Source organism: Ferruginibacter yonginensis (assembly GCF_042651465.1).
In the GTDB taxonomy this organism is placed as follows: domain Bacteria; phylum Bacteroidota; class Bacteroidia; order Chitinophagales; family Chitinophagaceae; genus Ferruginibacter; species Ferruginibacter yonginensis.
Map to the genome: position 1 here is coordinate 288321 of NZ_JBHSCZ010000001.1, position 26587 is coordinate 314907.

Here is a 26587-nt window from a genome sequence, read left to right on the forward strand (position 1 = left end):
TAGCCATTGAAAAACCTTATAAAAAAAATAGTCATTTCATTACTTGTTTTACCTGGTGTAGTGGCATTGGTTTTTGTGATGTTTCAGGGTTTTCAAGACCCTACTAAAATGATGGTAGGACAAACAGGTGACCAAAAAACCATTAACAACATTCGTAAAGCGTTGCATTTAGATGCTCCAAAATGGCAGCAATTTTTATATTATTGTAATGATGTTTCACCCATTGCCTATCATTCTGTAACAGAAATTGAGCAAAAGCAACTCAAAGGTTTTTTTTGGGGTGGCGAACATAAAATAGGTTTAAAAGTACCTTATTTAGGCAGCAGTTATCAAACCAAAAAACCAACTACTAGTGTATTGGCAGAGGCATTACCAGCCACTTTAATATTAGCACTTACAGCTATGCTATTTGCTTGTTTTGTAGGCATTTCATTAGGTGTAATAGCAGCCATTAAAAAAAATACTTGGGTCGATCGGTTTGCTATTATCACTAGCATTGCTGGTATTTCAGCACCTTCATTTTTTATTGCCATTTTAATCGCATATGTATTTGGCTTTTTATTACAGCCATACTTAGGTTTACACATTACTGGTAGCTTATATGCTTTAGATGAAGTAACTGGTGAGCAATATTTGTCGCTCAAAAATTTAATTTTACCAGCTATAACATTAGGTATCCGGCCAATGGCCGTCATTGCACAATTAACGAGAAGTACTTTATTAGAAGTGTTACAGCAAGATTATATAAGAACAGCTTATGCAAAAGGGTTACCAACACGAACCATCATATTTCGACATGCACTTAAAAATACCTTAAACCCAGTAATAACAGCTATAACAGGTTGGTTTGCTGAACTATTAGCAGGTGCTTTTTTTGTTGAGTATATTTTTGGGTGGAAGGGGTTGGGTAAAGTAACCGTGACAGCTTTAGAAAAATTAGATTATCCTTTAGTATCAGGTGCTGTATTGTGTAGTGCAGTTATTTTTATCGCCATTAATATTCTGGCAGATGTACTTTATACGCTTATTGACCCTCGGGTACGTTTATGAAAAAAGCCGTTGAATTAACAACGGCTTTTTTGTATAATGTAAAAATTAGTTTTTCTTGTTATCATCACCTAAAATTACTATTAAGGCATAAATAACACCTGGTAAAAAGAATAATAAAGTTAATAATAAAGAAATCCAGAATTTACTATTGATTTCACCTTCATGTAAATAAACAGCTAATGGTGGTAATAAAATAGCTAATATCACTAATAACAAAGTGTTGGTACTTGGCTCTTTACCAGCTTTTTTTGCTTTTTTGTACTCTTTTAAAGCAATTTTTGCATCTTTTATTCTTGATTTTTTTTCTGCTTTGCTCAAGCTTGAAAATCCTTTAACAGCTTCTTTTACTGAAATTGATTGTGGTTTGGCTACTGGCGCAAATGGTATAACTACATTGGGTGCAGGTGTAATAGTAGGTACAAATGGAACTATTATACTGGTATTGGTAATAAAATTGGCAGCGTCAACAGAACTAGCTAATAAACTTACCATCGTAAATGCTAATAAGCTTTTGAGGATAATTTTTTTCATGTGTTTGATTTTTAGTGAATGTATTTTAACACAATTTAACAAATTTCGTTCCAACAATAAAAAGTATTGGTAACTGATTATTTCTATTGAAAATGTTCAACTTTTAGGTAGTATTAAAATAAAAACTTCACAACTTATCTCAATTGAGTAAATCGTTACACAATTTCATTATAGTTGATGTAATTGCATCATGTTGCATCAATTTTAAAACTAACTTTGCGACACAAAAAAATTAAACCATGCAAGAAGTATATATTTTATCAGCCGTACGTACACCACTCGGTAGTTTTGGAGGTTCACTTAAAAGTATGACTGCAACTCAATTAGGTGCAGTGGCTATAAAAGGCGCCTTAGAAAAAAGTGGCGTAGCACCTGAAATGGTGAACGATGTATTAATGGGTTGTGTAATACAAGCCAACTTGGGGCAAGCGCCTGCAAGGCAAGCCGCAAAATTTGCTGGCTTACCAAATGAAGTAAATTGTACAACCGTAAATAAAGTATGTGCTAGTGGAATGAAAGCCATTGCACAAGCTGCCCAAAGCATTATGCTGGGCGATGCTGATATTGTAATTGCTGGTGGTATGGAAAGCATGAGTAATGTACCATTCTATTCTGAAAATGTACGATGGGGCAATAAATATGGTAACGTTACAATGGTTGATGGTTTGGCCAAAGATGGTTTAACTGATGTATATGATGGTAACGCCATGGGTAATGCAGCAGAGTTTTGTGCCACTACTTGTAACATTTCAAGAGCTGATCAAGATGCGTTTGCCATAGAAAGCTACAAACGTTCACAAGCAGCGGTTAACGAAGGCAGGTTTGATGCTGAAATTGTACCAGTAAGTATTCCACAACGCAAAGGCGACCCTATTTTATTTGCGAAAGATGAAGAACCGTTCAACGTAAAATTCGATAAAATTCCAACTTTAGGAGGTGCATTTGTAAAAGATGGTACCGTTACAGCAGCCAATGCCAGTACTATGAACGATGGTGCAGCTGCGTTGGTGCTTATTAGCAAAGCGAAAGCCGATGCATTAGGTTTAAAACCCATTGGTAAAATTGTGAGTTATGCAGATGCTGAGCAAGCGCCAGAGTGGTTTACTACTACACCAAGTATTGCTGTACCCAAAGCTGTTGCAAAAGCAGGTTTAAAAATGGAAGATATTAGCTACTGGGAATTAAACGAAGCTTTTAGTGTAGTTGGTATTGAAAATACCAAACGTATGGGGTTAGATGCTGCCAAAGTAAATGTAAATGGAGGTGCAGTTTCTATTGGTCACCCATTAGGTGCAAGTGGTGCAAGAATCATTGTAACATTGTTACATGTACTTAAACAAAACAATGCACAATATGGTGCAGCAGGTATTTGTAATGGTGGCGGCGGTGCAAGTGCAATGGTGATAGAAAATATTTAGTTTAAATTTTATAAACGTATCAATAACAATGAAAACTTTTTTAGTAATCATTGCAACAGCTTGTTGCTCATTTGTATGTGCACAAGATAGTGCTTATGTAATTAAGGGTAACGTTGGCACTGGTGTTAATGGTAAATTGGTATTTGCATATTTTAAAAATAGCATGTACAATTACGACACTGCTGTTGTAACAAAAGGTCAATTTACATTTAAAGGTTTTACCACCGAGCCGTTGCAGGGAACCATGTTTTGGGTAAAAAAACAATACCCTGGTAATGTGCAGTTTTATGTGGAGCCTGGTGGTACTACCATTTTAAATGGCAGTGCAGATTCTTTAAAAAATATAACCATAACTGGCGCTAGTATTAATAAAGATATGGTGGCATTGAAAGCTCTTTTTGAAAATGAAGATAAAGCATACGAAGCCAATGCGAAAGGCTACGATTTACCTGAAAATAAAACCAATAAAGCAGCGCTTGATAGTTTAGATGAAGTTGAAAAACAAATACAACGTAACAAACGAGCATTGTTGGTATCATTTATAAAACAACATCCACAATCATTATTAGCCGCTTACAGTGTTATTGAAAATTATAGTTATGATGTTGAGCCTGCTGAAATTAGGAACGTTTATAACCTGTTTCACAGCAACATAAAAAAAGCAGCAATAGGTAAAAAAATAAATAACATTGCTACTATTTTTGAAAAATACAGCGTTGGTAAAAAGTTAGATAAAATCAATCAACCTGATACAAGCGGCCAAATGATTAGCTTGGCCTCTTTAAAAGGTAAGTATGTATTGGTTGATTTTTGGGCTAGTTGGTGTGCACCTTGTAGGGCTGAAAACCCAAATATTAAAAAAGCATACGACATGTATCATTCCAAAGGGTTAGAAATATATGCTGTTTCGTACGATGATGCTAAAGGCAAAAAGAAATGGATCAACGCTATCAATAAAGATGGTTTGCCATGGATACAAGTGAGTGAATTAAAAGGCTGGTCAAATGAAACATCAGAAAATTTTTACATAAAATCAATACCAGCAAATTTTTTGCTTGATAAAGATGGTACCATTGTAGCAAAAAACATTTTTGGTGATAAATTATTAGCAAAGTTGGCAGTATTATTACCTTAGTTTTAATGTCATTTGTTATTTTTAAATTTTAAAGATAATTTCGCATTCATTAAAAGTTTAAAAATTATTTCAACAATAGTAATATGAGACAAATTGCGTTTAGAGAAGCCCTAAGGGAAGCCATGCAAGAAGAAATGCGTAAGGATGATAGGGTGTTTTTAATGGGAGAGGAGGTTGCTGAGTACAACGGTGCTTACAAAGTGAGCCAAGGTATGTTGGAAGAGTTTGGTGAAAAGCGCATTATTGATACACCTATTGCTGAACTGGGTTTTTCAGCTATTGCAGTAGGTGCAGCTCAAAATGGGTTACGTCCTATTGTTGAATTCATGACATGGAATTTTGCTGTATTGGCGTTAGATCAGATATTGAATACTGCCTCAAAAATGTTAGCCATGAGTGGCGGACAAGTGGGTTGCCCTATTGTATTTAGAGGTGCTAACGGTAGTGCTGGTCAGTTAGGCGCTCAACATTCAACGGCATTTGAAAGTATGTATGCTAATATTCCGGGTTTAAAAGTAATATCTGTAAGTAACCCTTACGATGCTAAAGGCTTATTAAAAGCTGCTATTAGAGATGATGATCCGGTAATGTTTATGGAAAGTGAAGTGATGTATGGCGATAAAGGTGAAGTGCCAGAAGAAGAATATGTATTACCTATTGGAAAATGTTTTGTAAAACGCCCTGGTAAAGATGTTACCATTGTATCATTCAATAAAATGATGAAAGTGGCATTAGGTGCGGCTGAAGCATTATCAAAAGAAGGTATAGAAGCTGAGGTTATTGATGTTGCCACTATTCGTCCGTTAGATTGGTTTACTATTTTAGAAAGTGTGAAAAAAACCAATCGTTTGGTAATTGTTGAAGAGCAATGGCCGTTTGCTTCAGTAAGTTCAGAAATTGCTTACCGTATACAAAAAGAAGGGTTTGATTATTTGGATGCTCCTATTAGAAGAATTACATCTGCTGATGCACCCATGCATTATGCACCCAATTTAGTAGCTGCTTATTTACCAAATATTGAAAGAACGGTAAAGTTGGTAAAAGAAGTTATGTATATGAAAAAGTAATTTAATTACATACCATATTTTAAAACCCCACTTTTTTGAAGTGGGGTTTTTTATTGAAATCAACTTAATCATGTTTAATCAACTGTTACATAGCTGTTGTATAACTGTTACATAGCTGTAATACAGCTGTTAGTACGGAGTAAGTGGGCTGTTGTGGTGCAATGATACTACTCTTAATTAGCTTTTACTGTACGCTATTGTATCTTCTTTTTTAATTTTTCTGCTAGTGCAGCATCAAGTGGAAGTAATTCGTTGTACATTTTTTGAGCATTGGTTTTGTCTTTCATTGCTATATAAACCAAACCAGCATAATACCTACACAGGGTTGATTTATTATCATAGCTAATACCTGTTTTTAAAGTTTTTAAAGCATCATCATTTTTTGAAGTCATGTATTCAGCATATCCTAATTCAGTATAAGCTGCCACTAAAGTATTATCAAGTGCTAAAGCTTTTTTTAAATAATACACTGCTTCTGAATAATTATTTTTTTCGTTGTAGCACCAGCCTAACCCATAATAAGAACCGGAACTATTGGGATTATATTCTATTGCTTTTTTATAATTTTCTAAAGCTTCATCAACTTTTGCTGGCGAAAAATTTCTGCGGTATACATCGCCAATGCCTTTGTAAGAAGTACCGTTATCGTATTTTAAATTAATCGCTTGATTATATGCATTGATGGCATCATCATTACGTTTAAGTTTATAAAATGCAAACCCTAGTTCATTGTAAGTAGTGTAATCTTTTTTTACATCGTTGCTTTTATTCAACCAATAAATAGCATCTTCATACTTTTGCGTTCCATTGTAGAGGTAGCCAATCTTGTAAAGCGCTATGTCATTTTTTGGATTATACTCCACACATTTTTTATAATTTGTAATAGCCGTTTCAGGTTGCTTTAATTGTTCGTACACATCACCTAGTTGTTTATACGCTAATGCATAATTTGGTTTTATAGCCACTGCTTTTTCTAATGCTTTTTGGGCTTCAGCATATTGCAGCGTTTTTTTGTAAGCATAGCCAAGTTCTTGATAGGCTAGGTGGTTATTTACATCAATTTTTACCAAATTATTGAGTGTTTTAATAGCAGCTTCAAATTTATTTGCATCATTATAACACCAGCCAAGTTTATATAAAACGTCTTTATTTTCTGCATCTAATGCTATAGCTTTTTCATAATATGGAATAGCCGCAGTATATTTTTTTTCATTATAAGCAGTATTACCTTTTACAACCCAGTCAGAGGCGTTTATTTGAGCAGAAAGGCTTGTAGCGATGCATATCGTTAATATGAGGCTCAATAATTTCATGTTAATTATTTTTAATCAAAAGTAATGAGATGGGGTAATAAAAAAATTACCCATTGCAGGGTATTTTAGTTGATTAATGGTATTTTTAGAAATATCAAACAAACGCTTCAGCATAATCATTTTTAGCTTGTTCAATAATGCTATTGGTTACATTTTTTGCTGCTAAATAATAAATGGTACCCAAATAAAGTAATGTCATAAAGTATATTCTAAATGCCGTACTATCAACATATTCTCCTGTAAATACATCACTAAAACAAAACATCATAAATTCTAAGTAAATAAACGTGCCTATACTAAAACCGGGAAACGTTGCTAACATTAATAATTTTTTACCTGTTTTTTTTGTGGGATTGATGAAGTTCCATCTTCTAAATAAAAAAACATCTACCAAATAACAAACAATATAAATAATCAATAAATTTTCTAGTGTTACATTAAAAGTTAGTGTAGCAATCAAGCATAGCAACCCCAAACTTCTTATAACATTTGGCCAAGTAAATTGTTTTTTTACAGCTTGCCATAATAATTGGTTGTTTTTTTTACGAAGATTAGCTTCTTTTTGCTGAACAATATGAGCAAATCCAAATATTCCAAAACTAGCATATACATTTCCAAGTGCTCTTTCAAAACTGAGCGTTTTATCTGCTTCCATTTCTGCTTCAATTTTAGAAGCTAAATGATCTACCAACTCCACTTGTAAATCATACCATCGTACCATTTTCTTTTCAGTAAAAGCAAATAATGTTGCTATTTCATGCGGTTGTAATGCCATTTTACATTTGAGGTTTTAATTGTAATAATTGTTGCATTTGGGCAATAAATTGGTGTACTTCCTGCAATTTATATTGCGTTTCTTTTTTACCATTTTTGCTTAGTGCATAATACTTTCTTTTACGATTATCTACCATTTCAATACTTGCCGTTACCAATCCATCTGCTTCTAATTTGTGCAGCGCAGGGTATAATGCACCTTCTGTAAGCTGCATTTCATCATTCGTTAATGTCTTTACTTTTTTGGTGATTTCGTAACCATACATTTTATCTTGTTCGGATAATAATTTTAAGATAATAGTACTCAACGAACCTTTAAATAACTGTTGTGCGGTATTCATAAATCAAATATACATAAGAAACTTATGTATACAACTTTTCCTCTTTCGATTACCGAAATTTACCTAACAACCATTCGTATTTCATCTAAATTTGTAAATCAAATAATGATGTGTTATGGCTTATCGTTCGTTAGAAGATTGTTTGTTAGATTTAGAAAAAAATGGACAACTACTCCGCATTAAGGAAGAAGTGGATCCATATTTGGAAATGGCTTCTATACATTTAAGGGTATTTGCTGCAAAAGGCCCAGCAATACTTTTTGAAAAAGTAAGAGGTTCAAAATTTAGGGCCGCCTCCAATATTTTTGGTACGTTAGAAAGAAGTGAATTTATTTTTAGAAACACTTTAAACGAAGTACGCAACCTTATCGATGTTAAAAATGATCCAATCAACGCCTTAAAACATCCCATCAAAAATTTTAAAACGCTATTGGCTGGTGCTAAAGCGTTGCCGCTAAAAAATCCGTTACAAAAACCAGTGATGTATGAGCAAATCAACATCAGCGATATACCACAAATTGTGCATTGGCCTATGGATGGGGGTGCTTATGTAACCCTACCACAGGTATATACTGAAGATATTGATAAGCCCGGTATTATGAATGGCAACATGGGTATGTATCGTATACAACTTTCTGGCAACTATTATGTAAAAAATGCAGAAATTGGCTTGCACTATCAACTACACAGGGGCATTGGTGTACACCAAACAAAGGCCAATAAAAAAGGGCAACCTTTAAAAGTGAGTGTATTTGCAGGTGGACCACCAGCACATTCCGTAGCAGCAGTAATGCCATTGCCCGAAGGTTTGGGTGAAGCTACTTTTGCAGGTGCGTTGGGAGGCAGGCGTTTTCGTTATACATACGATGATGGTTTTTGTATAAGCACCGATGCTGATTTTGTAATTACGGGAACGGTTGAACCCCAACAAAATAAGCCAGAAGGACCATTTGGTGACCACCTTGGTTATTATAGTTTGCAACACGATTTTCCTTTAATGAAAGTACATAAAGTGTATGCCCGTAAAAATGCCATTTGGCCTTTCACCGTTGTAGGTAGGCCACCGCAAGAAGATACTAGTTTTGGTCAATTGATACACTCAATTACAGGCAGTGCATTGCAAAATGAAATACCTGGTTTAAAAGAAGTTCATGCAGTGGATGCTGCAGGTGTACACCCCTTGTTATTGGCCATTGGAAGCGAACGTTATACACCGTATACACCTGCAACGCAACCAGCAGAAATATTAACGATTGCGAATCATATTTTGGGTACCGGACAATTAAGTCTTGCCAAATTTTTATTCATTACTGCCGATGCGTCTAACACAATTCATACGCATGATATTCAAGCTTTTTTTACTTATTTATTAGAGCGTATTGATTTAAAAAGAGATATTCACTTTTATACCAATACCACCATTGATACATTAGATTACTCAGGCACCTCTATAAACAGCGGTAGCAAAGTTGTGTTTGCAGCTAATGGCGCTGTAAAGCGGAGCCTTGGTACAACCATTCCTGATTGTGTGGCAGCCTACCAAGCACAATTGGTAATGCCTGGGGTGCTTTCAATACAGTTACAACCGTTCACCACTTATGAGCAATCGCACCAATTGCTAGAGCAATTGAACAATACATTGCAAGCGTATACCAATGAATTAGCCGCATTTCCGCTTATTATTTTAAGTGATGATGCCGCTTTTACCGCTGCTACACTCAACAATTATTTGTGGGTGGCGTACACAAGGTGTAACCCATCACATGATATTTATGGCATTAATCATTTTACTGAAAATAAACATTGGGGTTGTACCAATGTTATTTTAGATGCTCGTATTAAGCCGCATCATGCACCTGCATTGGTGTTAGATGCTGCTGTGGAGGCTCGGGTAGATGCTATTTTGCACAAAGCAGGTTATTAATATTATATTGAGCCTAAATTCAATTTAATTTGTTTGAATATCATCTACTTAAAATAAAATTATGAAGCCCATTGTTGTATGTTTTTTTGCTATTATAATGTTGAGTTGTAAGGCCCAACAGCAGCCCATTCAATTGCCAGTTAATAAAGATGATAATACGCTTTTATGGCAAATAAGCGGTAAAAATATTACAACACCTAGCTATTTGTTTGGTACGTTTCATATACTTTGTAAAGATGATATTTTACTGAGCAACCATTTAAAAACGGCTTTGCAAAACAGTGCAACAGTGTATTTTGAAATGGATTTAGATGACCCTGCTAATACCATGGGTGGTATCTTTTTCATGAATATGAAAGATGGAAAAAAGCTAACTGATTTTTATACGCCTACTGAGTATGAAAAGCTTAGTAATTTTTTTAAAGATTCGCTCAAAATTAGTTTGACGAGTCTGCAAAAAATGAAACCAATGATGTTAGAAGCCATGTTGTTTCCTAAAATGATGCCCTGCAAAACCACGAGTGGGGTAGAGCTGGTATTGATGGATATGGCTAAAAAAGCCAATAAAGAAATAAAGGGATTTGAAACCATTGCTTTTCAATCAGCTATGTTTGACAGTATACCTTATGCAGAACAAGCTAAAAGTTTATTGAAAGATATTGATAGCCTCAACAATTATAAAACCATGTTGAACAACATGATTACGGTATACAAAAACCAATCGGTAGGTGCTTTAATGAAAATTATGAACGATACCAGCAGTAATAATGTATTGGCTAATAACGATGCTTTTTTAAAAAATAGGAACATCAATTGGGTTAAACAATTGCAACAAATTTTGCCTAAAGAAAATATATTTATGGCAGTTGGTGCAGCACATCTTTTTGGTGAAGATGGTTTAATTGCTTTGTTAAAAAAAGAAGGATATACTGTTACACCTTTGCTTAATAAATAAATGTTGTAAATTGTAACATTAACAATCAGCACAAAGCATCAACACACATGAAAAAGTTTTTTAAATATTTTATTTGGATTTTGGTCATTGGTTTTATTATAATTCAGTTTTTTCAACCTAAACAAAATAAATCGGATGTTGTTGCTGTAAACGACATTGCTACTAAATATGCAGTACCTGCAGATGTAATGGCTACTTTAAAAACGAGTTGTTACGATTGCCATAGTAACAATACCAAATACCCATGGTACAGTAAAATACAACCCGGTGCTTGGTTTTTAAGTGATCATGTAAACGAAGGAAAAAGAGAGTTAAACTTCAACGAGTTTGCATCATATAGAATAGGTCGCCAATACCGTAAGCTTGAAGAAATTGGTAACGAAATAGATGATGAAATGCCATTAGCATCGTACACATTCATTCATAGAGATGCTGTACTTACTCCAGAACAAAAATCAGCTATTAAAAATTGGGTTATAGCTACGAGAGATAGTATTAAAGCTCATTACCCTGAAGATAGTTTGAAACGCAAAGCACCACCAAAACCAGTAGCAGTAAAGTAACTATCTAACTACCACTTCTTTTATTATTTTTTCGCCAAGGGCTTCGTTCACTCGTTGGATGATGGTATCTTTTTGGTACAATAATTCGTTTTTTAGTGGCGCTACATTGGTGTTTATAAACAGCGTACTGCCTACAATTTGTATTTTATCAGTGTATTTGGCAACAGTTTTACCCATAAGGGTTTCCCAAATGGTTTCAATTTGTACCGCTTGTACACCAGCTTTGAGCTTACTTTTTTTTAAGAAAAGCTGTAATGCTTCGCCAATTGATAATTCTGCCATACCATAAATTTATAATGCTATAATTTGCCCTTTAATATCCAAAGCATCAAAGATAGCTTCTAAACGTTGTTGGTGCGTATCTGTTATAAAAACTTGTCCATTATTTTCTTTACATACCCAATGTAACAACCGGTACATGCGCTTTTCATCAAGTTTTTCAAAAACATCATCTAGCAATAACAATGGGCTATAGCCTTTATCATTTTTCAATAACTGGTACTGTGCTAATTTTAAAGCAAACAACAAACTTTTGCGTTGCCCTTGGCTGGCAATGGTTTTAAATGGTTGTGCGTTTAGTGTAAAATGAATATCATCTTTATGAATACCAGCATTGGTTCGTTGTAATACGGCATCTTTGGTTTTATTGATTTGCAACCAATTGGCTAGTGTGTTTTGTTGTAATGGACTTATATATTCAAATGAAATGGCTTCATCATTGTCTGCAATATTTTTATAAAACGACGTAATTAATGGAATGAGTTGTTGGGTGTACAATGTACGTTTGTTAAAAACTATTTCAGCAGGGGTAATGAGTTGTTGATTAATAATGTCAAGCAAAGTTGCATCAACCATACCTTGCTCTGCAAAACGTTTTAATAAACTATTGCGTTGTTGCATTACTTTGTTGTATTGCATTAATTGTTGTAAATAATCGGCATCTAACTGGCAAATTATGGTATCTAAATAACGTCGCCTGCCTTCGCTACCAGCAATTATAATATCAACATCATCTGGCGCAATAATTACAGCTGGCAAAGTGCCTACATGCTGCGAAAGTTTTTCGTAGGGAATATCATTTACTGAAAACTCTTTTTTACTATTACCCCGGTTAATGCAAATTATTTTTTGTGGTATATCGTTATTGTAAAAATGGGCTTCAATTCTAAAACCATCTTTATCAAAATTGATATTTAAAGCATCGGTACTAGTAAAATAGCTTTTGGTGAAACAACAATAATAAATGGCATCAAGTAAATTGGTTTTGCCCTTGCCATTTAAACCACAAATGCCCACTACATTTTCATCAAAATTAAAACCATTAAAGGTGTAATTTTTAAAATGAGTAATGGCTATTTTTTTTAAAGTGAGCATCAGTTTGCAAAGGTAATTGTTCAAGTTGCAACAAAAATAGTTCTATCTAAATTCTTAGTAATTACAGCGTAATATGTGCTTTTTTACAAATAAAGTCCGAGATAAAAATCTTAGTATCAATATCATTTATCTAAAATAGTTTTATCCCTTATATTTGCAACCTAAATTATACTGCATTGGCAACAAAGTTTTCTAAAGAAACTTACCTTTATTGGTACGAAATGATGTTATTGCTTCGCAAATTCGAAGAAAAAACGGGGCAATTGTATGGTATGCAAAAAATACGTGGCTTTTGCCATTTGTATATTGGGCAAGAGGCTATAGCTGCTGGCTGTATGACGGCTACAACACCTGATGACAAGTTTATTACAGCTTACAGAGATCATGGTTTGGCTATCGCCAAGGGCGTTAGTGCAAAATCATGTATGGCTGAGTTGTATGGTAAAGCTACTGGTTGTAGCAAGGGCAAGGGTGGTAGTATGCACTTTTTTGGTGTTGAACAAGGCTTTTTTGGTGGGCATGGTATTGTGGGTGCTCAAATAGGAACTGGTGCTGGTATTGCATTTGCAGAAAAATACAAGGGTACTAAAAATGTTGTATTAGCATTTTATGGTGATGGCGCATCTCGTCAGGGTATGTTACATGAAACCTTTAACATGGCCATGTTATGGGATTTACCAGTTGTGTTTATTTGCGAAAACAACCACTACGCTATGGGTACTTCAGTAGCACGTACAAGTAAAACATTAGACATTTATAAAATGGCTGATGCTTATGAAATGCCTGCTGATACAGTTGATGGTATGTCGCCAGAAGATGTACACAACGCAGTTTTAAGAGCCGTTAACAGGGCTAGAGAAAAAGGTGGACCAACTTTATTAGAAATTAAAACATATCGCTACAAAGGGCATAGTATGAGTGACCCTCAAAAATACAGGACCAAAGAGGAACTTGAAGAGTACAAATTAAAAGACCCTATTGAGCATGTATTGAAAGTATTACAAACAGAATACGCAGTTGATGATGCAAGTATTGAAGCCATCAATGAAAGAGTAAGGTTAGAAGTAGAAGAGAGCGTACAATTTGCAGAGGAAAGTCCTTGGCCTTCTGATGATGAATTGTTGAAAGATGTGTATGTACAACAAGATTATCCATTTATTACTGACTAACATCGGTGTTCAACACCATCACTTTAAATTTTCAATTTACAAAAACGAACATGGCAGACAATAACGTTACAACAACAACTGAAACAACTACAACTGAAGCACAACCTATAAAAAAAGATTTTTGGGCCACTTATAGCAAACCGATTATTTATGTAGGAGGTGCTGTAATTATTTTAATTGCTGGCTATTTTGGGTACAAAAAGTTTGTTGTTGAGCCAAAAGAAATTAAAGCAAACGAAGCCGTTTTTCAAGCCGAATCACTATTTGATAAAATGGCTACCACTGGTTTTAATAAAGATTCTATAAACATCGTTTTAAACGGTGGTACAGTTGATAATGCTAATATTACGGGTCTTTTAAAAATTATAAGTACTTACAGCGGCACAAAAGCAGCTAACAGAGCTAACTACATGGTAGGTGCTGCATATTTACAAAATAAAGAGTTTGATAAGGCCATTAAATATTTAAATGATTTTAGTAGCAATGGTGCCTATCAATTAGATATTAAAAAGAACATCTTATTAGGTCATGCATATGCTGAATTGAAAAAAACAGACGATGCATTGAGTGCATACAAAAAAGCAACTACCATTAACGATAAAGATGAAGCATTAACAGCTGATGCATTAATTATTGCGGCTGCGTATGCACAATCATTAGGTAAAAAAGAAGATGCAATTAGTTTATACCAAAAAGCTAAAGACAATTACCCTGCTTTTCCTGCAGTTCAAAATGGTGATGTTGATAAAAACTTAGCTGTATTGGGCGTAACCAAATAATTAAAATAATTTTCATGGCAGTTAGTAATGAACAACTCACTGACACCACAGGCATCCAAATAAAAAAGGATGCCTTTGTTGTAATAGTAAAAACAACTTGGAACAATCATGTGATCAGTGTTTTAGAAGCTGGTTGCATCAAAATATTGGAGCAACACCAAGTAAATTTTAAAGTATTAGAAGTGCCTGGTGCTTTTGAAATACCATTTGCTGTACAGCATTATTTCAATAAAGCTACCAAAAAGCCCGATGCGTTTATTGCATTAGGTTGTGTAATTAAAGGCGATACACCCCATTTTGATTATGTATGCGAAGGGGTTACTCAAGGTATAATGCAATTAAATGTAACCTTGCCAGTTCCGGTAATTTATGGGGTTTTAACGGTGAACAACCAATTGCAAGCAGATGAACGTACCGGTGGTATACATGGTCATAAGGGAGAAGAAGCAGCAGCTGCGGCATTGCATATGATGGCATTATCGCAATCAATTATTTAAATCATTACGAATGAAAGTGCAACTTTTTATACCATGTTTTGTTGATCAATTGTATCCGCAAACTGCTTTTAATATGGTGAAAGTTTTAAAAAAAGCCGGTTGCGAAGTGGCGTACAATACCAACCAAACTTGTTGTGGACAACCAGCTTTTAATGCAGGTTTTTGTGATGAATCAAGAGCTGTTGCAGAAAAGTTTTTGAAAGATTTTGACCATACTGATTATGTAGTGGCGCCAAGTGCCAGCTGTGTGGGTTTTATAAGAAACTATTACCCTACTTTATTTGATAACGGTGCTGCTCATAACAAAGTAAAAGACCTTGGCAAGCGTACCTTTGAATTCAGCGAATTTTTAATCAATGTATTGAAAATAGATGATTTTGGTGCCTCATTACATACCAAAGCTACTTACCATGATAGTTGTGCCGCTTTAAGAGAGTGTAAAATAAAATCGGGCCCTCGTCAATTACTTAGTAATGTAAAAGGGTTGGAGTTTGTTGAGATGACAGATGTTGAAACTTGTTGTGGTTTTGGGGGTACATTTTCGGTAAAATTTGAAGGTATATCAGTAGCAATGGCCGATCAAAAAATAACCAATGTACAAGCAACAGGGGCTGATTGTATTATATCAACCGATTGTAGCTGTATGATGCAATTAAGTGGAGTTATTAAAGCAAAAAATTTACCTATACAAACCTTGCATTTAGCTGATGTATTGGCTAGTGGTTGGGAGTAAAAAATTATTATAGCAATGAATTATTGGTTGATAAAATCTGAACCATTTAAGTACAGTTGGGAGCAGTTTGAACATGATAAAGTAACCTTTTGGGATGGCGTACGTAATTATGCTGCAAGAAATAATTTACGTGATATGAAAAAAGGTGACCAGCTCTTTTTTTACCATAGCAACGAAGGCTTAGAAATTGTGGGTATTGCAAAAATTGTAAAAGAACATTATCAAGACCCCACCACACCAGTAGCAGCTTGGGTAGTGGTGGATGTTGCGCCTGTAAAAAAATTAAAAAAGCCTGTGAGTCTTGCCCAAATTAAAGCTGATGAACGTTTGCAACAAATGGATTTAATAAAATACATGCGCCTTTCTGTACAAAAAGTTCGTAAAGAGGAGTGGGATATAATTCTTCAAATGGCTGGAGAAAAAAAATAACTACACTGCTATTCGTTTACCATTCCTTTAACGATTGTGTACGGTTACAAGTATTTCAAATAAAGTATTAACGAGTATTCCATCACCGTTAAATTATTTGTTATGCGTACGAATATCGTAATTTTTGTTTTCAGTTGCTTTGTTTTGTTAAGTTGTAACAACAATCAAAATGATAAGTTGGTATAAAATATTGCTACTGAAAATAAAAAACCTTTATTAGAACAGAATACACCACAACCTTTACCCATTGCTGAAAACCAACTTAAAGCTGATTCAGTAACACTAACACCTTCAAAAACCACCGCTGTTGCTCCTATTGATTGGAGTAAAAAAATCATAAAAACTGCAACAGTAAAGGTAACGGTGAACGATTTTAAAAAATTTGCACAAACCCTTAATGAAAAATTACAACACTACGGAGCTTATATTTCGCAAGAAGATAACATCATCAACGGATTAAAAAACGAAGCTATTGTTACCATTAAAGTGCCTGTACCTTACTTTGATGAATTCGTTAATGATTGTAGCAATAATGCACAAAAAATTATAGAGAAGAGTATTAGAACAGACGATGTAACCGGACAAATTGTTGATACCAAAGCCAGACTAGAAGCTAAAAAACAAATGCGACAAAAATATTTGGAGTTTTTAAAAGAGTCGAAAAATGTAGGAGAGGTTATACAAGTACAAAACGAAATTAATGCCATTCAAGAGCAAATAGAAGCTACTACACAACGCTATGCTAGTCTTGCAAATCAAACAGCGTACAGCACCATACAATTAACGTATACACAATTGTTTGATGGGGTAGTGGCCGATGATGAAAAAAATGATGGCTTCTTTAAAAAAGTTATCAATGCCTTTACCACAGGCGGCAGTTTTTTAGGCGATATCATCATAGGCTTAATGAACATTTGGCCTTTAGTACTTATTTTTATAGGCGCTTTTTATTGGTATAAAAATAATAGGCAGGCAGCCAATGTAAAAGCCACTTCAAAAAGTAAATAATGAATAAAAAACATATAGTTGTTTTAACCGGAGCCGGTATTAGTGCTGAAAGTGGTATTAAAACATTTAGGGATAGTGATGGTTTATGGAACGGTCATAATATTGAAGATGTAGCTACCCCAAGAGGGTTTCATAAAAACCCTGCATTGGTACTCGATTTTTACAACCAACGCCGTAAAGAAATTGCAAAAGCCCAACCCAATGCAGCACATAAAGGCTTGGCTGCTTTAGAAACACATTATAAAGTAAGTATTGTTACACAAAATATTGATGATTTACACGAACGTGGAGGCAGCACTCATGTGCTACACTTGCATGGTGAAATTTTTAAAATGCGTAGTGTGAATGATAAGCACACAGTGTATGATATTTTTGATGATATAGCAGTAGGCGATACAGCGCCAGATGGCTTTCAACTAAGGCCACATATAGTGTGGTTTGAAGAAGAAGTACCATTAATTGAAGCTGCTGCAGCACTCATGCAAACTGCTGATATTTTTGTGTTAGTGGGCACTTCTTTACAAGTATACCCAGCCGCAGGACTCATTAATGTAGTGGCTCATGATGTGCCTAAATATATCATTGATAAAAATATACCACCTGTGGGTAACAACAAGTATATTATTCCATTACAAAAAAATGCTACTGAAGGCGTTGCTGAACTTGTAACACTTTTACTTGCTGGTCACTAGTTTTTTGTTTCAATAAATTGTATGCCATTTACAGCTAGTTCATGCAACACTGGTTCGTAAATGGCTTTTATAATTGGTAAATGTAAGCCGGTGAGTTGTATACTGCCATTTAAAATAAGCTTCGCAGCAATGCCTAAAGGTAATCCCACTGTTTTGGCCATGGCTGTATATATTGCATCTTCACCATACACAATGCAAGATGATGTTATGTAGTGTTTTGTTTGATGTAAATCGTATTCAATTTCATGTTGCATCACAATCATATCTTTATCATGTGGGTGCAATATCAATTTGGTTTCTAGTAAAAATTGTAACACATCTGCTGCACTTGCAAAGCCTTTGTTGATGAGGGTGGTATCATCATTAATACCTAAAAACTGTAATTGTTTTTCAATTATTTTTTCAATGGCTGTGTTTGCGTTATAGCTGTTTTTAAATAACTGCTTGATGTTGAAACGTTCAAAATGTTGCTTAAAAAATGCTGCGATTGACAACTCGTTGGTTTCATAATAGCCCACTTCATCCGTTAAATGAAGTGCCACAATGTGGTTCCAGCCATACATAAAATTTTGATAACGCAAGGTAGTGCGTACAAAAGTTTGGGCGCTTTGTAGTTGGTACAAATCTATATAAGGTAAGCTATTGCGGTTAGGGTAGTAGCTGAGGTTGCCAATATTTGCATCACCAGTATTAATAAACCTATTTGCATTAAAAAGCGTTTCGTAAGGTTCATCATAATGTTGTCCGTTTAATAAGTAGGAGGCACCTGCTTTACCTGCTAAAACTACATTTCGAGGGTTCCAACTAATTTTATAATGCCATGGGTTATCATCGCTTTCAGGGGCTACCAAACCACCACAATGGCTTTTAAATGAAGTAATAGTTGCACCAGCAGCTTTTATATTTTCTAATAACTGCAAAGCACTCATGTGGTCAATACCAGGGTCGAGCCCCATTTCGCATAAAAATAAAATGCCTTTGGCTGCAGCTTGTGGTGCCAGTGCTTTAATAGCATCATCAGCATAAGAGGCTGTGAGTAAGTGTTTGCCAAATTCAATACAATCAGTAGCAATTAAAATGTGTAAAAATGGCGGCATCATTGAAATAACAACATCTGCATTTTTAATGAGTGCTTGTCTTTCATTTTCCTGCGCTACGTTAGCAGCTACTGCTGTACTAGCTGGGTGTTGTTTTGTTTTTTGAAGTACCAATTGTGCATCCGCATCAACCACGGTTACATGCCAATTATTTGCTGCAGCATTATCTAATAAATAATCAATTAAAACCGAGGCAGATTTACCTGCACCAAAAAGCAAAATATGTTTCATAAAAACTAAAATGTGCGGCAATATACTTTAATTGGTGTAGGTATTTTGATATGTTACTTTTTTAGTTTGAAAATTATTAGGTTTAACAACCTGCATTCGTTTCATTAAAAGGCTACAGCTCAAGAGCAGCGGGATGGACAGCAGTACCGCTGCATGGTAGCGTAGCGAACAAAAGCGTACTGCCAACAGCCCGAACTACTGCTGCCATTTACTCAAAAGTTGAATGCCCCAAAGAAAAAAATGACTGTAAAAATGATTATCCACACCGTTCAAAAATATGTGTAAAACAATAGCATAATAATCCCTTTTTTAGGCGGAAAAAAGGGTAAAAATCGGTACTTTCGCTACCTACAATTTTATATGGAAAATAACGAACTAAATAACCAAGAGAACAACGACATTAATAGTCCGGGTAACACCAATAACCGTGGTAAAGTAATACCTGTAGTTATTGAAGAACAAATGAAAACCTTTTACATTGACTACTCCATGAGTGTAATTGTAGGAAGGGCTTTGCCGGATGTAAGAGATGGTTTAAAACCAGTGCACCGTAGGGTGTTGTTTGGTATGTATGAGCTGAGCAATAGTAGCAATAAGCCATACAAAAAATCGGCCCGTATTGTGGGTGAGGTAATGGGTAAGTATCACCCACATGGTGATGCATCTATTTACGATACCATGGTTCGTATGGCACAAGATTGGGCTATGCGTTATAAAATGATTGATGGCCAAGGTAACTTTGGTAGCCAAGATGGTGATGAGCCAGCTGCAATGCGTTATACAGAGGTACGTATGGAGCGTTTTACCGAAGCGATGATGGATGATATTGACAAAGAAACAGTTGATTTTCAACTCAACTTTGATGACTCATTAAAAGAGCCTACGGTATTGCCATCAAAAATTCCACAATTATTGGTAAATGGTGCTAGTGGTATTGCCGTAGGTATGGCTACCAATATGATGCCTCATAATTTATCAGAAGTTATTGATGGTTGCGTTGCCTACATTGATAACAACGATATTGAAATTGAAGAATTAATTAAGTATGTAAAAGCACCTGATTTTCCTACGGGTGGTATTATTTATGGTTACGAAGGCGTAAAAGCTGGTTTGTTAACGGGTAGAGGAAGGGTAGTATTGAGAGGTAAAACAACTATTGAAACAGATGGTAGAGGTCGTGAAAAAATAATTATTACAGAAGTACCTTACCAAGTAAATAGAGATGCCCTTACTGCAAAAATTGGTGAGTTGGTAAGTGAAAAAATTGTAGAAGGCATTAGTGATGTTAACAACGAAAGTAATAACAAAGAAGGTACTAGAATTGTTGTTGAATTGAAGAAAGATGCCGTAGCACAAGTGGTGATTAACCATTTGTTTAAACACTCAGAGTTACAAACATCATACGGTATCAACAACGTTGCGTTGGTAAATGGTCGTCCGAAAGTATTAAATATAAAAGATTTAATTAGTGAGTTTGTTGCTTTTAGGCATGAAGTAGTTACCCGTAGAACCGTATTTGAATTACGTAAAGCAAAAGAAAGAGCCCATATTTTAGAAGGCTTTATAATTGCGTTAGATAATTTGGATGCAGTTATTAAATTGATACGTGAAAGTGCTACACCTAATATTGCTCAAGAAGGTTTGATGAGCAATTTTGGTATGAGTGAAATTCAAGCCAAAGCTGTGTTAGAATTGCGTTTGCAACGTTTAACTGGAATGGAGATTGATAAAATTAGAGAAGAGTATGCCGAAATTATGGCATTGATTGAGCGTTTAGAAGCAATTTTAGCAAGTAAAGAATTACGTTTTGATATTATTAAAACAGAGTTGCTTGAGGTGAAAGCTAAATTTGGTGATGCTCGTAAAAGTGAAATTGAGTATGCAGATGATGAAATGAACATGCTCGATTTTATTGAAGAAGAAGATGTAGTAGTAACCATATCAAACCTAGGTTATATTAAGCGAACTTCGGCAACGGAATACCGTCAACAAAAACGTGGTGGTCGTGGAGCAAAAGGCAGTAGTACCCGACAAGAAGATTATATCGTAAACTTATTTGTAGCAAGTACGCACCATACGTTAATGTTCTTTACAGAGAAAGGTAGATTGTATTGGTTAAAAGTGTACCAAATACCTGAAGGCGATAAAACCAGCAAGGGTAGAGCGTTACAAAACATGATACAAATACCGTCAGATGATAAAGTGAGGGCTATTATTGATGTTAAAAACTTTGATGATGAAGCTTATGTAAACAGCCATTACATTGTATTGTGTACTAAAAATGGTATCATTAAAAAAACAGATTTAAAAGATTTTAGTCGCCCACGACAAACAGGTATTAACGCCATTAACATTTTAGAAGGTGATCAATTAATACAAGCTAAATTAACTGATGGTAACAGCGAAATTATGATGGCTGTACGCAGTGGTAGGGCTATTCGATTCCCTGAAGATAAAGTACGTTCAACCGGTAGAGGTGGTATTGGTGTGTACGGTATTGAAGTTGATGAAAAAACCGATGAAGTGGTAGGTATGATTTGTATTAATAAAGAAGACAAATCAAAAACCGTATTGGTAGTAAGTGAAAATGGTTATGGTAAACGTACTTATTTAGATGACCCAGAAACGGGTGAACCAAATTACCGTATTACCAACCGTGGTGGTAAAGGTGTTAAAACCATTAATGTTACTGAAAAAACAGGTGGACTTGCAGGTTTAATAGATGTAACTGAAACTCAAGATTTAATGATTACCTGCGTATCGGGCATTACCATACGTATGGCAGTTAATAAAATTAGTGAACAAAGCAGGGCTACACAAGGTGTTAAATTAATAAGGGTTGATGAAGGCGATAAAATTGCAGCCATCACCAGTATTGATGAGCAAGAAGAAGATGAAACTGTAGTAACCTTAGATGAAAATGGTAATGTTATTGAAAATGTAACAGCTAGCGATGAAATTTCATCTGACGAAAACGATACTACCGCAACAGGGGATGATGAAATAAACGAAACACCCACCGCATAAATTGAAGTATCAAACCATATATTTACAAAAGCCTCCAATTGTGGAGGCTTTTGTTTGATTATAAACGGGTGTATTTTGAAATTATCTATTTAACATAATATTAATTATAGGATATAATTTAATGGTAGAATAGCAGGCAATCGCATTACAATAAAATGATTATCAATACATTATTTATAGGTAACCAAAAACGTATTTTAAAACATAACTTTGCCAAATGAATATCAATGAATCAAATAGTCAACAGTATTTAGAAAGACTAAAAATTAAGCAACTCAACGAAATGCAATTAGCAGCGTTGAAAGCTACAGAAAATAACAATGAAATTGTTTTATTATCAGCCACTGGCTCAGGTAAAACCTTGGCTTTTTTACTACCTGTTTTAAATAGTTTAGATGTTGCAAATAAAAATACGCAGGCACTTATTTTAGTGCCTAGTCGTGAGTTAGCCTTACAAATTGAAACCGTTTTAAAACAAATGCAAACAGGTTTTAAAGTAACGGCTTGTTATGGTGGACATAAACGTGAAATTGAAGAAAATAATTTGGTACAAGCCCCTGCCATCATTATTGGCACGGCTGGTCGTACGGCTGATCATATTCGCAGAAACAACATCATTACAAAAGATATTAAATTTTTAGTGTTAGATGAGTTTGATAAAAGTTTAGAATTAGGCTTTTTAGAAGAAATGGCTTTTATTTTGCAAGCTTTACCCAACGTGCAAAAACGCATGCTTACATCAGCTACCAATGCTGTTGAAATACCTGCGTTTGTTGCAATGAAAACGCCTGAAACACTTAATTTTTTGCCAGATGAACCGGTTGCCAACGAAAAGTTACGCATCAATACTGTATTGAGCGATGATAAAGACAAGTTACAAACCTTGCTACAAATGGTTTGTTATTTTGGTAATACATCAACTATTATTTTTTGCAACCATAGAGATGCGGTTGAACGTACCAGTAATTTCTTGGCTGAACAAGGTATCATCAATGTTTTTTATCATGGTGGTATGGAGCAACACGATCGTGAAGTTGCTTTAACAAAATTTAGAAATACTACATCAGATATTTTGGTAACTACAGATTTGGCTAGTCGTGGTTTAGATATAGCCGATATCAGAAATATTGTGCATTATCATATACCGCATGAAGAAGCCGCTTTTACACACCGTAATGGCCGTACTGCACGTATGAATGCAACAGGTAATGTGTACGTTATTTATGCTGAAGATGAAAAATTACCGGAGTACATTACAACCGACGCCACTGTTTTTACTATTCCTGAAAAATTAAGTTTACCAGAAAAACCAAAATGGAGTACCCTATTTATTGCAGCTGGTAAAAAAGATAAAATTAATAAAATTGATATTGTTGGTTTTTTAAGCAATAAAGCTCACTTGAAAAAAGATGATATTGGTCTTATTGAAGTAAAAGATTTCACCGCTTTTGCAGCTATTAGAAAATCAAAAATTGGTAATGTGGTTGAGTTGGTGAAGAATGAAAAAATTAAAAATAAAAAAGTAAAAATAGCAGTAGCAAAATAAGTTTTAAAGTAATACGCAAAAAAATGTCGTGCAAATTGCACGACATTTTTTTATAAAGAAACTTTTGTTTTTTTGATTAAAAACCCGGACCACCCATCATTCTCATGCCACCACCAGGGCCGCCCATTTGCATGTTAGCGCCTGCTTTGCTACCATCAAACTTACTAAAACGAAATACAAAAGTAAGTAAGTAATAACGCCCTAACCTGTTTGAACGAGTATCAGTAATTGAATATGCAGTAACATTTCTGCTCACACTCGTATTTTGATTTAACAAATCAAATACTTGTGCTTTTATAGCAGCGTTCTTCTTTTTAAAGATGCTTTTTTCTAATGTACCATTAATGATTAATGGGTTGGCTACTACATTATCAGCGTATCCTTTATTAATTGTTTTTTCAAGATCGTAACTGAAATTAACATCATTTTTAAAGAACATTCTTGATGAATGGGTGATATTAAAAGCTTTGATATTACTGTTACTATTGCTCGATTGTACTAATGAATACTTATTTTCGTTAAACGTGAAATTAAAGCCTGCGCTGGTTTCTAGCCATTTTTTTAATTTATAATCAGTAGAAAAACGCTGTGCAACTATCCAGTTTTTACCCGTATTTTTTTCGAAATTAATGAATGAAATATTGTTGTTATAGTTAACCGTACCACCATAATTCACTACATATTTTCTATTTTTAAATGGTATTGAGTAAGTATAAAATGCATTTACATTGTAATATCCTTTTGCATTCAAATACCTGGTTTCTTGTAAACCAAAACCTTTTGGTAATACATTACTTACAATCTTATCAGAAACAAGCGATGCACTAATGTTACCAAAAAATACTTTACCGCTAATAAAATCAAAATTGTTATAACGCATACTGAAAGTGTTGGTAAACTCAGGACGTAAATTGGGGTTACCTAAAATGATATTTTGTCTGTTAGAAAAATCATACACCGGTTGTAATTGTTGGTACGTTGGTTGGTTACTACTACCATTATAGTTTAAGTTAAACGACCTGCTTTTTGAGAAGTTATATGCAAAACGTACTACCGGAAAAAAGTTTACGATATTTTGTTTGTATTGTAATTTATTACCCGTTAACGTGTTGCTTTCAATGGTTGCAGGTTGCACAGCCAAACCTACTGAGTAATTGTATTTCTTTTCAGTTGTTCTAAAGTTTACACCAAAACGATTGGTAGTGTAAATATTATCTAAAATATTGGTCAAACTATCAACCATTGTTTTGCTATTACCATTTACATCAAAAGTTTCTTTATCGTTACCCACAAAACGACGGTTGTAAGCATAATTAAATTCTAAACTTCTTTTTTTAGTTAATTGCTCGTTGAATGATGCACTTACACCATAGTTATGGTTGTTATTATTTTGGGTAATATTTTGGTTGATGATGGAATTGAATACCGGCGTACCATTGTTGTAAAAAATAGTGGTATTCACAATATCATCATTAGCATCTGTACCTGAACCACCACCTGTAAAGTTGAGCGATAAGGTTCTACCCTTCTTTTTAAAACGGTGATTAAATAAAATACTACCACTAATGTTGGGGGTTTGTGATGTATTAAAATCTTTGTTTGTACCGTTGTTGCGTAGGCTACCTTTTGAATCGAAAAAGTTGAAAGCCGATTGATAATCATCACTCACTTTACGGTACGTAACATTCGGGTTAATTTTAATGTAGTTGAATGAATCAATTTTATACTCCACATTAAATGAAAAACGATGGTTATCAGTAACTGAATAATCGGTTGTTTGTTGTTGGTTTAATTGCGAACTATCACGTTGAATGTTTATTTGATTCACATTATTTAAAACAGTATTGGCTTTTTGAGAAAAACTATAACTACCATACAACGATAATTTTGGTGAAATTTCATCACGATAATTGGCACCTATTGATTTGGTTACACCAATACCATCGCTACTACCTAAACCGCCAAAAGGTGAACCTGCCCCTCCAAAAGCCCTGATCATAGAACCGGCAATAGCCCCTGCCCCTCCGGTTAAATTACCAAAGTTGAACAAACTTGCATTGGTATTATTGAGGTTACCAAACACTGAAATTTGTTGGTTGTTATTAAAACGATTGACTGAAAGTGAGGTTTGATAACGCTCTTCAGTACCACCACCTAAACTTACGTTACCAAAATAACCTTTGTTTTTATCTTTTTTAAGTTGAATGTTAAGGGTTTTTGTAGGGTCACCATCTTTAATACCGGTAAAGGCAGCTTGGTCGCCATAATCATCAATAATTTGTACTTTATCAACCATATCAGCATTTAACTGTCGGGTTGCTGTAGTTACATCACCGCCAAAAAACTCTTTACCATTTACTTTTACTTTGGTAACTTCTTTACCTTGGGCGGTTACTTTACCATCTTTATCAACTTGTACGCCGGGTAAGTTTTTTAAAATTTGCTCTACATTATCGTTTTTACGAAACATAGTGCTATCAATTTTGTACGATACGGTATCTTCCTTAATTTGTACCCTTGCCGATTCAATGGTTACAGTTTCCAAGGTATTGCTACCAGGCGTCATTATCACATCATTGTTATTTACGGCTGATGTTGCGCCAGTAAAATCATACGTATCAACAAACTTTTTAAAGCCTATGTATGAAATTGTTACTACAGCCTTTGTTGGTTTTACTTTTGTAAAAGTATAAACACCTTTTGCGTTGGTTATTGCTTTTAAAGTATCTTTTGAGCCAATGTACGATAAAGTAACAGTAGCATTTACCAATGCTTTTCCATCATCTGCCTTCACTGAACCAGTTACCACAATGTTTTGTTGCGCCTGTGTGGTTAAAATTGCAAACAAGCCTAAAAACGTAAAAATTACTTTCATTTGATGTTGTTATAGAGGTTGTAGTTAATATTTTTAATTGCAAATACTTATTAATTGAA

The 26587-nt window shown here is 34.7% G+C and carries 25 protein-coding genes; 16 read left to right on the forward strand and 9 right to left on the reverse strand.

Features of this window, described 5'->3' with window-relative positions; all coding sequences use genetic code 11:
* Positions 1–6 precede the first annotated feature (6 nt).
* The gene (locus tag ACFOWM_RS01200; RefSeq protein ID WP_379705902.1) at positions 7–1050 is read left to right on the forward strand and encodes an ABC transporter permease; all 1044 of its coding nucleotides are present in this window, start codon (positions 7–9) and stop codon (positions 1048–1050) included.
* Positions 1051–1095: 45 nt separating this feature from the next.
* Here the strand turns inward: ACFOWM_RS01200 and ACFOWM_RS01205 are convergent, their stop codons facing one another.
* Positions 1096–1581, reverse strand: a complete 486-nt coding sequence (locus ACFOWM_RS01205; RefSeq protein ID WP_379705904.1) for a YqaE/Pmp3 family membrane protein — start codon at positions 1579–1581, stop codon at positions 1096–1098.
* 239 nt (positions 1582–1820) lie between these two features.
* Here ACFOWM_RS01205 and ACFOWM_RS01210 point away from each other — a divergent pair, with 239 nt between their 5' ends.
* The 3 genes from ACFOWM_RS01210 (at position 1821) to ACFOWM_RS01220 (ending at position 5201) form a co-directional block, all read left to right on the forward strand.
* Positions 1821–2999 (forward strand): acetyl-CoA C-acyltransferase, encoded by a 1179-nt coding sequence (locus tag ACFOWM_RS01210; protein WP_379705907.1) that lies wholly within the window; start codon positions 1821–1823, stop codon positions 2997–2999.
* A 28-nt stretch (positions 3000–3027) separates the two neighbouring features.
* Positions 3028–4134 (forward strand): redoxin domain-containing protein, encoded by a 1107-nt coding sequence (locus tag ACFOWM_RS01215; RefSeq protein WP_379705910.1) that lies wholly within the window; start codon positions 3028–3030, stop codon positions 4132–4134.
* Positions 4135–4217: 83 nt separating this feature from the next.
* A complete protein-coding gene (locus tag ACFOWM_RS01220; RefSeq protein WP_379705913.1) occupies positions 4218–5201 on the forward strand; it encodes a pyruvate dehydrogenase complex E1 component subunit beta in 984 nt (327 codons plus the stop codon).
* A 194-nt stretch (positions 5202–5395) separates the two neighbouring features.
* Here ACFOWM_RS01220 and ACFOWM_RS01225 read toward each other — a convergent pair whose 3' ends face one another.
* From ACFOWM_RS01225 to ACFOWM_RS01235, 3 genes are all read right to left on the reverse strand, one after another.
* Positions 5396–6514 carry a tetratricopeptide repeat protein gene (locus tag ACFOWM_RS01225; RefSeq protein WP_379705915.1) on the reverse strand — a complete coding sequence of 373 codons (1119 nt, stop codon included), beginning with the start codon at positions 6512–6514 and terminating at the stop codon, positions 5396–5398.
* A gap of 94 nt (positions 6515–6608) precedes the next feature.
* Positions 6609–7289, reverse strand: a complete 681-nt coding sequence (locus tag ACFOWM_RS01230) for a hypothetical protein (RefSeq protein ID WP_379705918.1) — start codon at positions 7287–7289, stop codon at positions 6609–6611.
* Between the two features lies 1 nt (position 7290).
* Positions 7291–7629, reverse strand: a complete 339-nt coding sequence (locus ACFOWM_RS01235) for a PadR family transcriptional regulator (protein ID WP_379705921.1) — start codon at positions 7627–7629, stop codon at positions 7291–7293.
* Positions 7630–7744: 115 nt separating this feature from the next.
* Here ACFOWM_RS01235 and ACFOWM_RS01240 point away from each other — a divergent pair, with 115 nt between their 5' ends.
* From ACFOWM_RS01240 to ACFOWM_RS01250, 3 genes are all read left to right on the forward strand, one after another.
* Positions 7745–9553 (forward strand): UbiD family decarboxylase, encoded by a 1809-nt coding sequence (locus ACFOWM_RS01240; protein WP_379705924.1) that lies wholly within the window; start codon positions 7745–7747, stop codon positions 9551–9553.
* A 61-nt stretch (positions 9554–9614) separates the two neighbouring features.
* Positions 9615–10508 (forward strand): TraB/GumN family protein, encoded by an 894-nt coding sequence (locus ACFOWM_RS01245; RefSeq protein ID WP_379705927.1) that lies wholly within the window; start codon positions 9615–9617, stop codon positions 10506–10508.
* A 47-nt stretch (positions 10509–10555) separates the two neighbouring features.
* Positions 10556–11071, forward strand: coding sequence for a heme-binding domain-containing protein (locus ACFOWM_RS01250; protein ID WP_379705931.1), 516 nt, complete (start codon positions 10556–10558; stop codon positions 11069–11071).
* Here the strand turns inward: ACFOWM_RS01250 and ACFOWM_RS01255 are convergent, their stop codons facing one another.
* The gene (locus tag ACFOWM_RS01255; protein WP_379705934.1) at positions 11072–11353 is read right to left on the reverse strand and encodes a DUF721 domain-containing protein; all 282 of its coding nucleotides are present in this window, start codon (positions 11351–11353) and stop codon (positions 11072–11074) included. It lies immediately after the preceding gene.
* A gap of 9 nt (positions 11354–11362) precedes the next feature.
* A complete protein-coding gene (recF, locus tag ACFOWM_RS01260) occupies positions 11363–12445 on the reverse strand; it encodes a DNA replication/repair protein RecF (protein WP_379705937.1) in 1083 nt (360 codons plus the stop codon).
* Between the two features lie 176 nt (positions 12446–12621).
* On the opposite strand from recF, the gene pdhA reads away from it, so the two are divergent.
* From pdhA to ACFOWM_RS01285, 5 genes are read left to right on the forward strand one after another with little or no spacing between them, the layout of a single operon-like run.
* On the forward strand, positions 12622–13614 hold the full coding sequence (pdhA, locus tag ACFOWM_RS01265; RefSeq protein ID WP_379705940.1) for a pyruvate dehydrogenase (acetyl-transferring) E1 component subunit alpha: 993 nt from the start codon (positions 12622–12624) through the stop codon (positions 13612–13614).
* A gap of 50 nt (positions 13615–13664) precedes the next feature.
* Complete coding sequence (locus ACFOWM_RS01270) at positions 13665–14393, forward strand: tetratricopeptide repeat protein (RefSeq protein ID WP_379705943.1); 729 nt, start codon at positions 13665–13667, stop codon at positions 14391–14393.
* A 14-nt stretch (positions 14394–14407) separates the two neighbouring features.
* Complete coding sequence (gene ribH, locus ACFOWM_RS01275) at positions 14408–14890, forward strand: 6,7-dimethyl-8-ribityllumazine synthase (protein WP_379705946.1); 483 nt, start codon at positions 14408–14410, stop codon at positions 14888–14890.
* 10 nt (positions 14891–14900) lie between these two features.
* On the forward strand, positions 14901–15623 hold the full coding sequence (locus ACFOWM_RS01280; RefSeq protein ID WP_379705949.1) for a (Fe-S)-binding protein: 723 nt from the start codon (positions 14901–14903) through the stop codon (positions 15621–15623).
* A 15-nt stretch (positions 15624–15638) separates the two neighbouring features.
* Entirely contained in the window at positions 15639–16052 is a 414-nt protein-coding gene (locus ACFOWM_RS01285) for an EVE domain-containing protein (RefSeq protein ID WP_379705952.1), read from the forward strand.
* Positions 16053–16216: 164 nt separating this feature from the next.
* Here the strand turns inward: ACFOWM_RS01285 and ACFOWM_RS01290 are convergent, their stop codons facing one another.
* The gene (locus ACFOWM_RS01290) at positions 16217–16390 is read right to left on the reverse strand and encodes a hypothetical protein (protein WP_379705955.1); all 174 of its coding nucleotides are present in this window, start codon (positions 16388–16390) and stop codon (positions 16217–16219) included.
* A 25-nt stretch (positions 16391–16415) separates the two neighbouring features.
* Here ACFOWM_RS01290 and ACFOWM_RS01295 point away from each other — a divergent pair, with 25 nt between their 5' ends.
* Together ACFOWM_RS01295 and ACFOWM_RS01300 are read left to right on the forward strand one after the other, a co-directional pair.
* Positions 16416–17060, forward strand: coding sequence for a DUF4349 domain-containing protein (locus tag ACFOWM_RS01295; protein ID WP_379705958.1), 645 nt, complete (start codon positions 16416–16418; stop codon positions 17058–17060).
* Complete coding sequence (locus ACFOWM_RS01300) at positions 17060–17752, forward strand: SIR2 family NAD-dependent protein deacylase (RefSeq protein WP_379705961.1); 693 nt, start codon at positions 17060–17062, stop codon at positions 17750–17752. The genes ACFOWM_RS01295 and ACFOWM_RS01300 overlap by 1 nt, the downstream gene beginning before the upstream one ends.
* Here the strand turns inward: ACFOWM_RS01300 and ACFOWM_RS01305 are convergent.
* The gene (locus ACFOWM_RS01305; protein WP_379705964.1) at positions 17749–19080 is read right to left on the reverse strand and encodes a saccharopine dehydrogenase C-terminal domain-containing protein; all 1332 of its coding nucleotides are present in this window, start codon (positions 19078–19080) and stop codon (positions 17749–17751) included. The genes ACFOWM_RS01300 and ACFOWM_RS01305 overlap by 4 nt on opposite strands.
* Before the next feature lie 360 nt (positions 19081–19440).
* Between ACFOWM_RS01305 and gyrA the strand changes: the two genes are divergently transcribed.
* Positions 19441–22107 (forward strand): DNA gyrase subunit A, encoded by a 2667-nt coding sequence (gene gyrA / locus ACFOWM_RS01310; RefSeq protein WP_379705967.1) that lies wholly within the window; start codon positions 19441–19443, stop codon positions 22105–22107.
* 217 nt (positions 22108–22324) lie between these two features.
* The gene (locus ACFOWM_RS01315; RefSeq protein ID WP_379705970.1) at positions 22325–23653 is read left to right on the forward strand and encodes a DEAD/DEAH box helicase; all 1329 of its coding nucleotides are present in this window, start codon (positions 22325–22327) and stop codon (positions 23651–23653) included.
* A 76-nt stretch (positions 23654–23729) separates the two neighbouring features.
* Here ACFOWM_RS01315 and ACFOWM_RS01320 read toward each other — a convergent pair whose 3' ends face one another.
* Positions 23730–26528: an outer membrane beta-barrel protein gene (locus ACFOWM_RS01320; RefSeq protein WP_379705973.1), complete on the reverse strand. Its 2799-nt coding sequence runs from the start codon at positions 26526–26528 to the stop codon at positions 23730–23732.
* Positions 26529–26587: the final 59 nt, after the last annotated feature.

What these genes read in the sequence shown, in the direction of transcription:
- ACFOWM_RS01205 (WP_379705904.1), bottom strand. Translation starts at nt 1,581, where the DNA reads ATGAAAAAAATTATCCTCAAAAGCTTATTAGCATTTACGATGGTAAGT.
- ACFOWM_RS01210 (WP_379705907.1), top strand. Translation starts at nt 1,821, where the DNA reads ATGCAAGAAGTATATATTTTATCAGCCGTACGTACACCACTCGGTAGT.
- ACFOWM_RS01215 (WP_379705910.1), top strand. Translation starts at nt 3,028, where the DNA reads ATGAAAACTTTTTTAGTAATCATTGCAACAGCTTGTTGCTCATTTGTA.
- ACFOWM_RS01220 (WP_379705913.1), top strand. Translation starts at nt 4,218, where the DNA reads ATGAGACAAATTGCGTTTAGAGAAGCCCTAAGGGAAGCCATGCAAGAA.
- ACFOWM_RS01225 (WP_379705915.1), bottom strand. Translation starts at nt 6,514, where the DNA reads ATGAAATTATTGAGCCTCATATTAACGATATGCATCGCTACAAGCCTT.
- ACFOWM_RS01230 (WP_379705918.1), bottom strand. Translation starts at nt 7,289, where the DNA reads ATGGCATTACAACCGCATGAAATAGCAACATTATTTGCTTTTACTGAA.
- ACFOWM_RS01235 (WP_379705921.1), bottom strand. Translation starts at nt 7,629, where the DNA reads ATGAATACCGCACAACAGTTATTTAAAGGTTCGTTGAGTACTATTATC.
- ACFOWM_RS01240 (WP_379705924.1), top strand. Translation starts at nt 7,745, where the DNA reads ATGGCTTATCGTTCGTTAGAAGATTGTTTGTTAGATTTAGAAAAAAAT.
- ACFOWM_RS01245 (WP_379705927.1), top strand. Translation starts at nt 9,615, where the DNA reads ATGAAGCCCATTGTTGTATGTTTTTTTGCTATTATAATGTTGAGTTGT.
- ACFOWM_RS01250 (WP_379705931.1), top strand. Translation starts at nt 10,556, where the DNA reads ATGAAAAAGTTTTTTAAATATTTTATTTGGATTTTGGTCATTGGTTTT.
- ACFOWM_RS01255 (WP_379705934.1), bottom strand. Translation starts at nt 11,353, where the DNA reads ATGGCAGAATTATCAATTGGCGAAGCATTACAGCTTTTCTTAAAAAAA.
- recF (WP_379705937.1), bottom strand. Translation starts at nt 12,445, where the DNA reads ATGCTCACTTTAAAAAAAATAGCCATTACTCATTTTAAAAATTACACC.
- ACFOWM_RS01270 (WP_379705943.1), top strand. Translation starts at nt 13,665, where the DNA reads ATGGCAGACAATAACGTTACAACAACAACTGAAACAACTACAACTGAA.
- ribH (WP_379705946.1), top strand. Translation starts at nt 14,408, where the DNA reads ATGGCAGTTAGTAATGAACAACTCACTGACACCACAGGCATCCAAATA.
- ACFOWM_RS01280 (WP_379705949.1), top strand. Translation starts at nt 14,901, where the DNA reads ATGAAAGTGCAACTTTTTATACCATGTTTTGTTGATCAATTGTATCCG.
- ACFOWM_RS01285 (WP_379705952.1), top strand. Translation starts at nt 15,639, where the DNA reads ATGAATTATTGGTTGATAAAATCTGAACCATTTAAGTACAGTTGGGAG.
- ACFOWM_RS01290 (WP_379705955.1), bottom strand. Translation starts at nt 16,390, where the DNA reads ATGATTTTTTTACTCCAATCAATAGGAGCAACAGCGGTGGTTTTTGAA.
- ACFOWM_RS01300 (WP_379705961.1), top strand. Translation starts at nt 17,060, where the DNA reads ATGAATAAAAAACATATAGTTGTTTTAACCGGAGCCGGTATTAGTGCT.
- ACFOWM_RS01305 (WP_379705964.1), bottom strand. Translation starts at nt 19,080, where the DNA reads ATGAAACATATTTTGCTTTTTGGTGCAGGTAAATCTGCCTCGGTTTTA.
- gyrA (WP_379705967.1), top strand. Translation starts at nt 19,441, where the DNA reads ATGGAAAATAACGAACTAAATAACCAAGAGAACAACGACATTAATAGT.
- ACFOWM_RS01315 (WP_379705970.1), top strand. Translation starts at nt 22,325, where the DNA reads ATGAATATCAATGAATCAAATAGTCAACAGTATTTAGAAAGACTAAAA.
- ACFOWM_RS01320 (WP_379705973.1), bottom strand. Translation starts at nt 26,528, where the DNA reads ATGAAAGTAATTTTTACGTTTTTAGGCTTGTTTGCAATTTTAACCACA.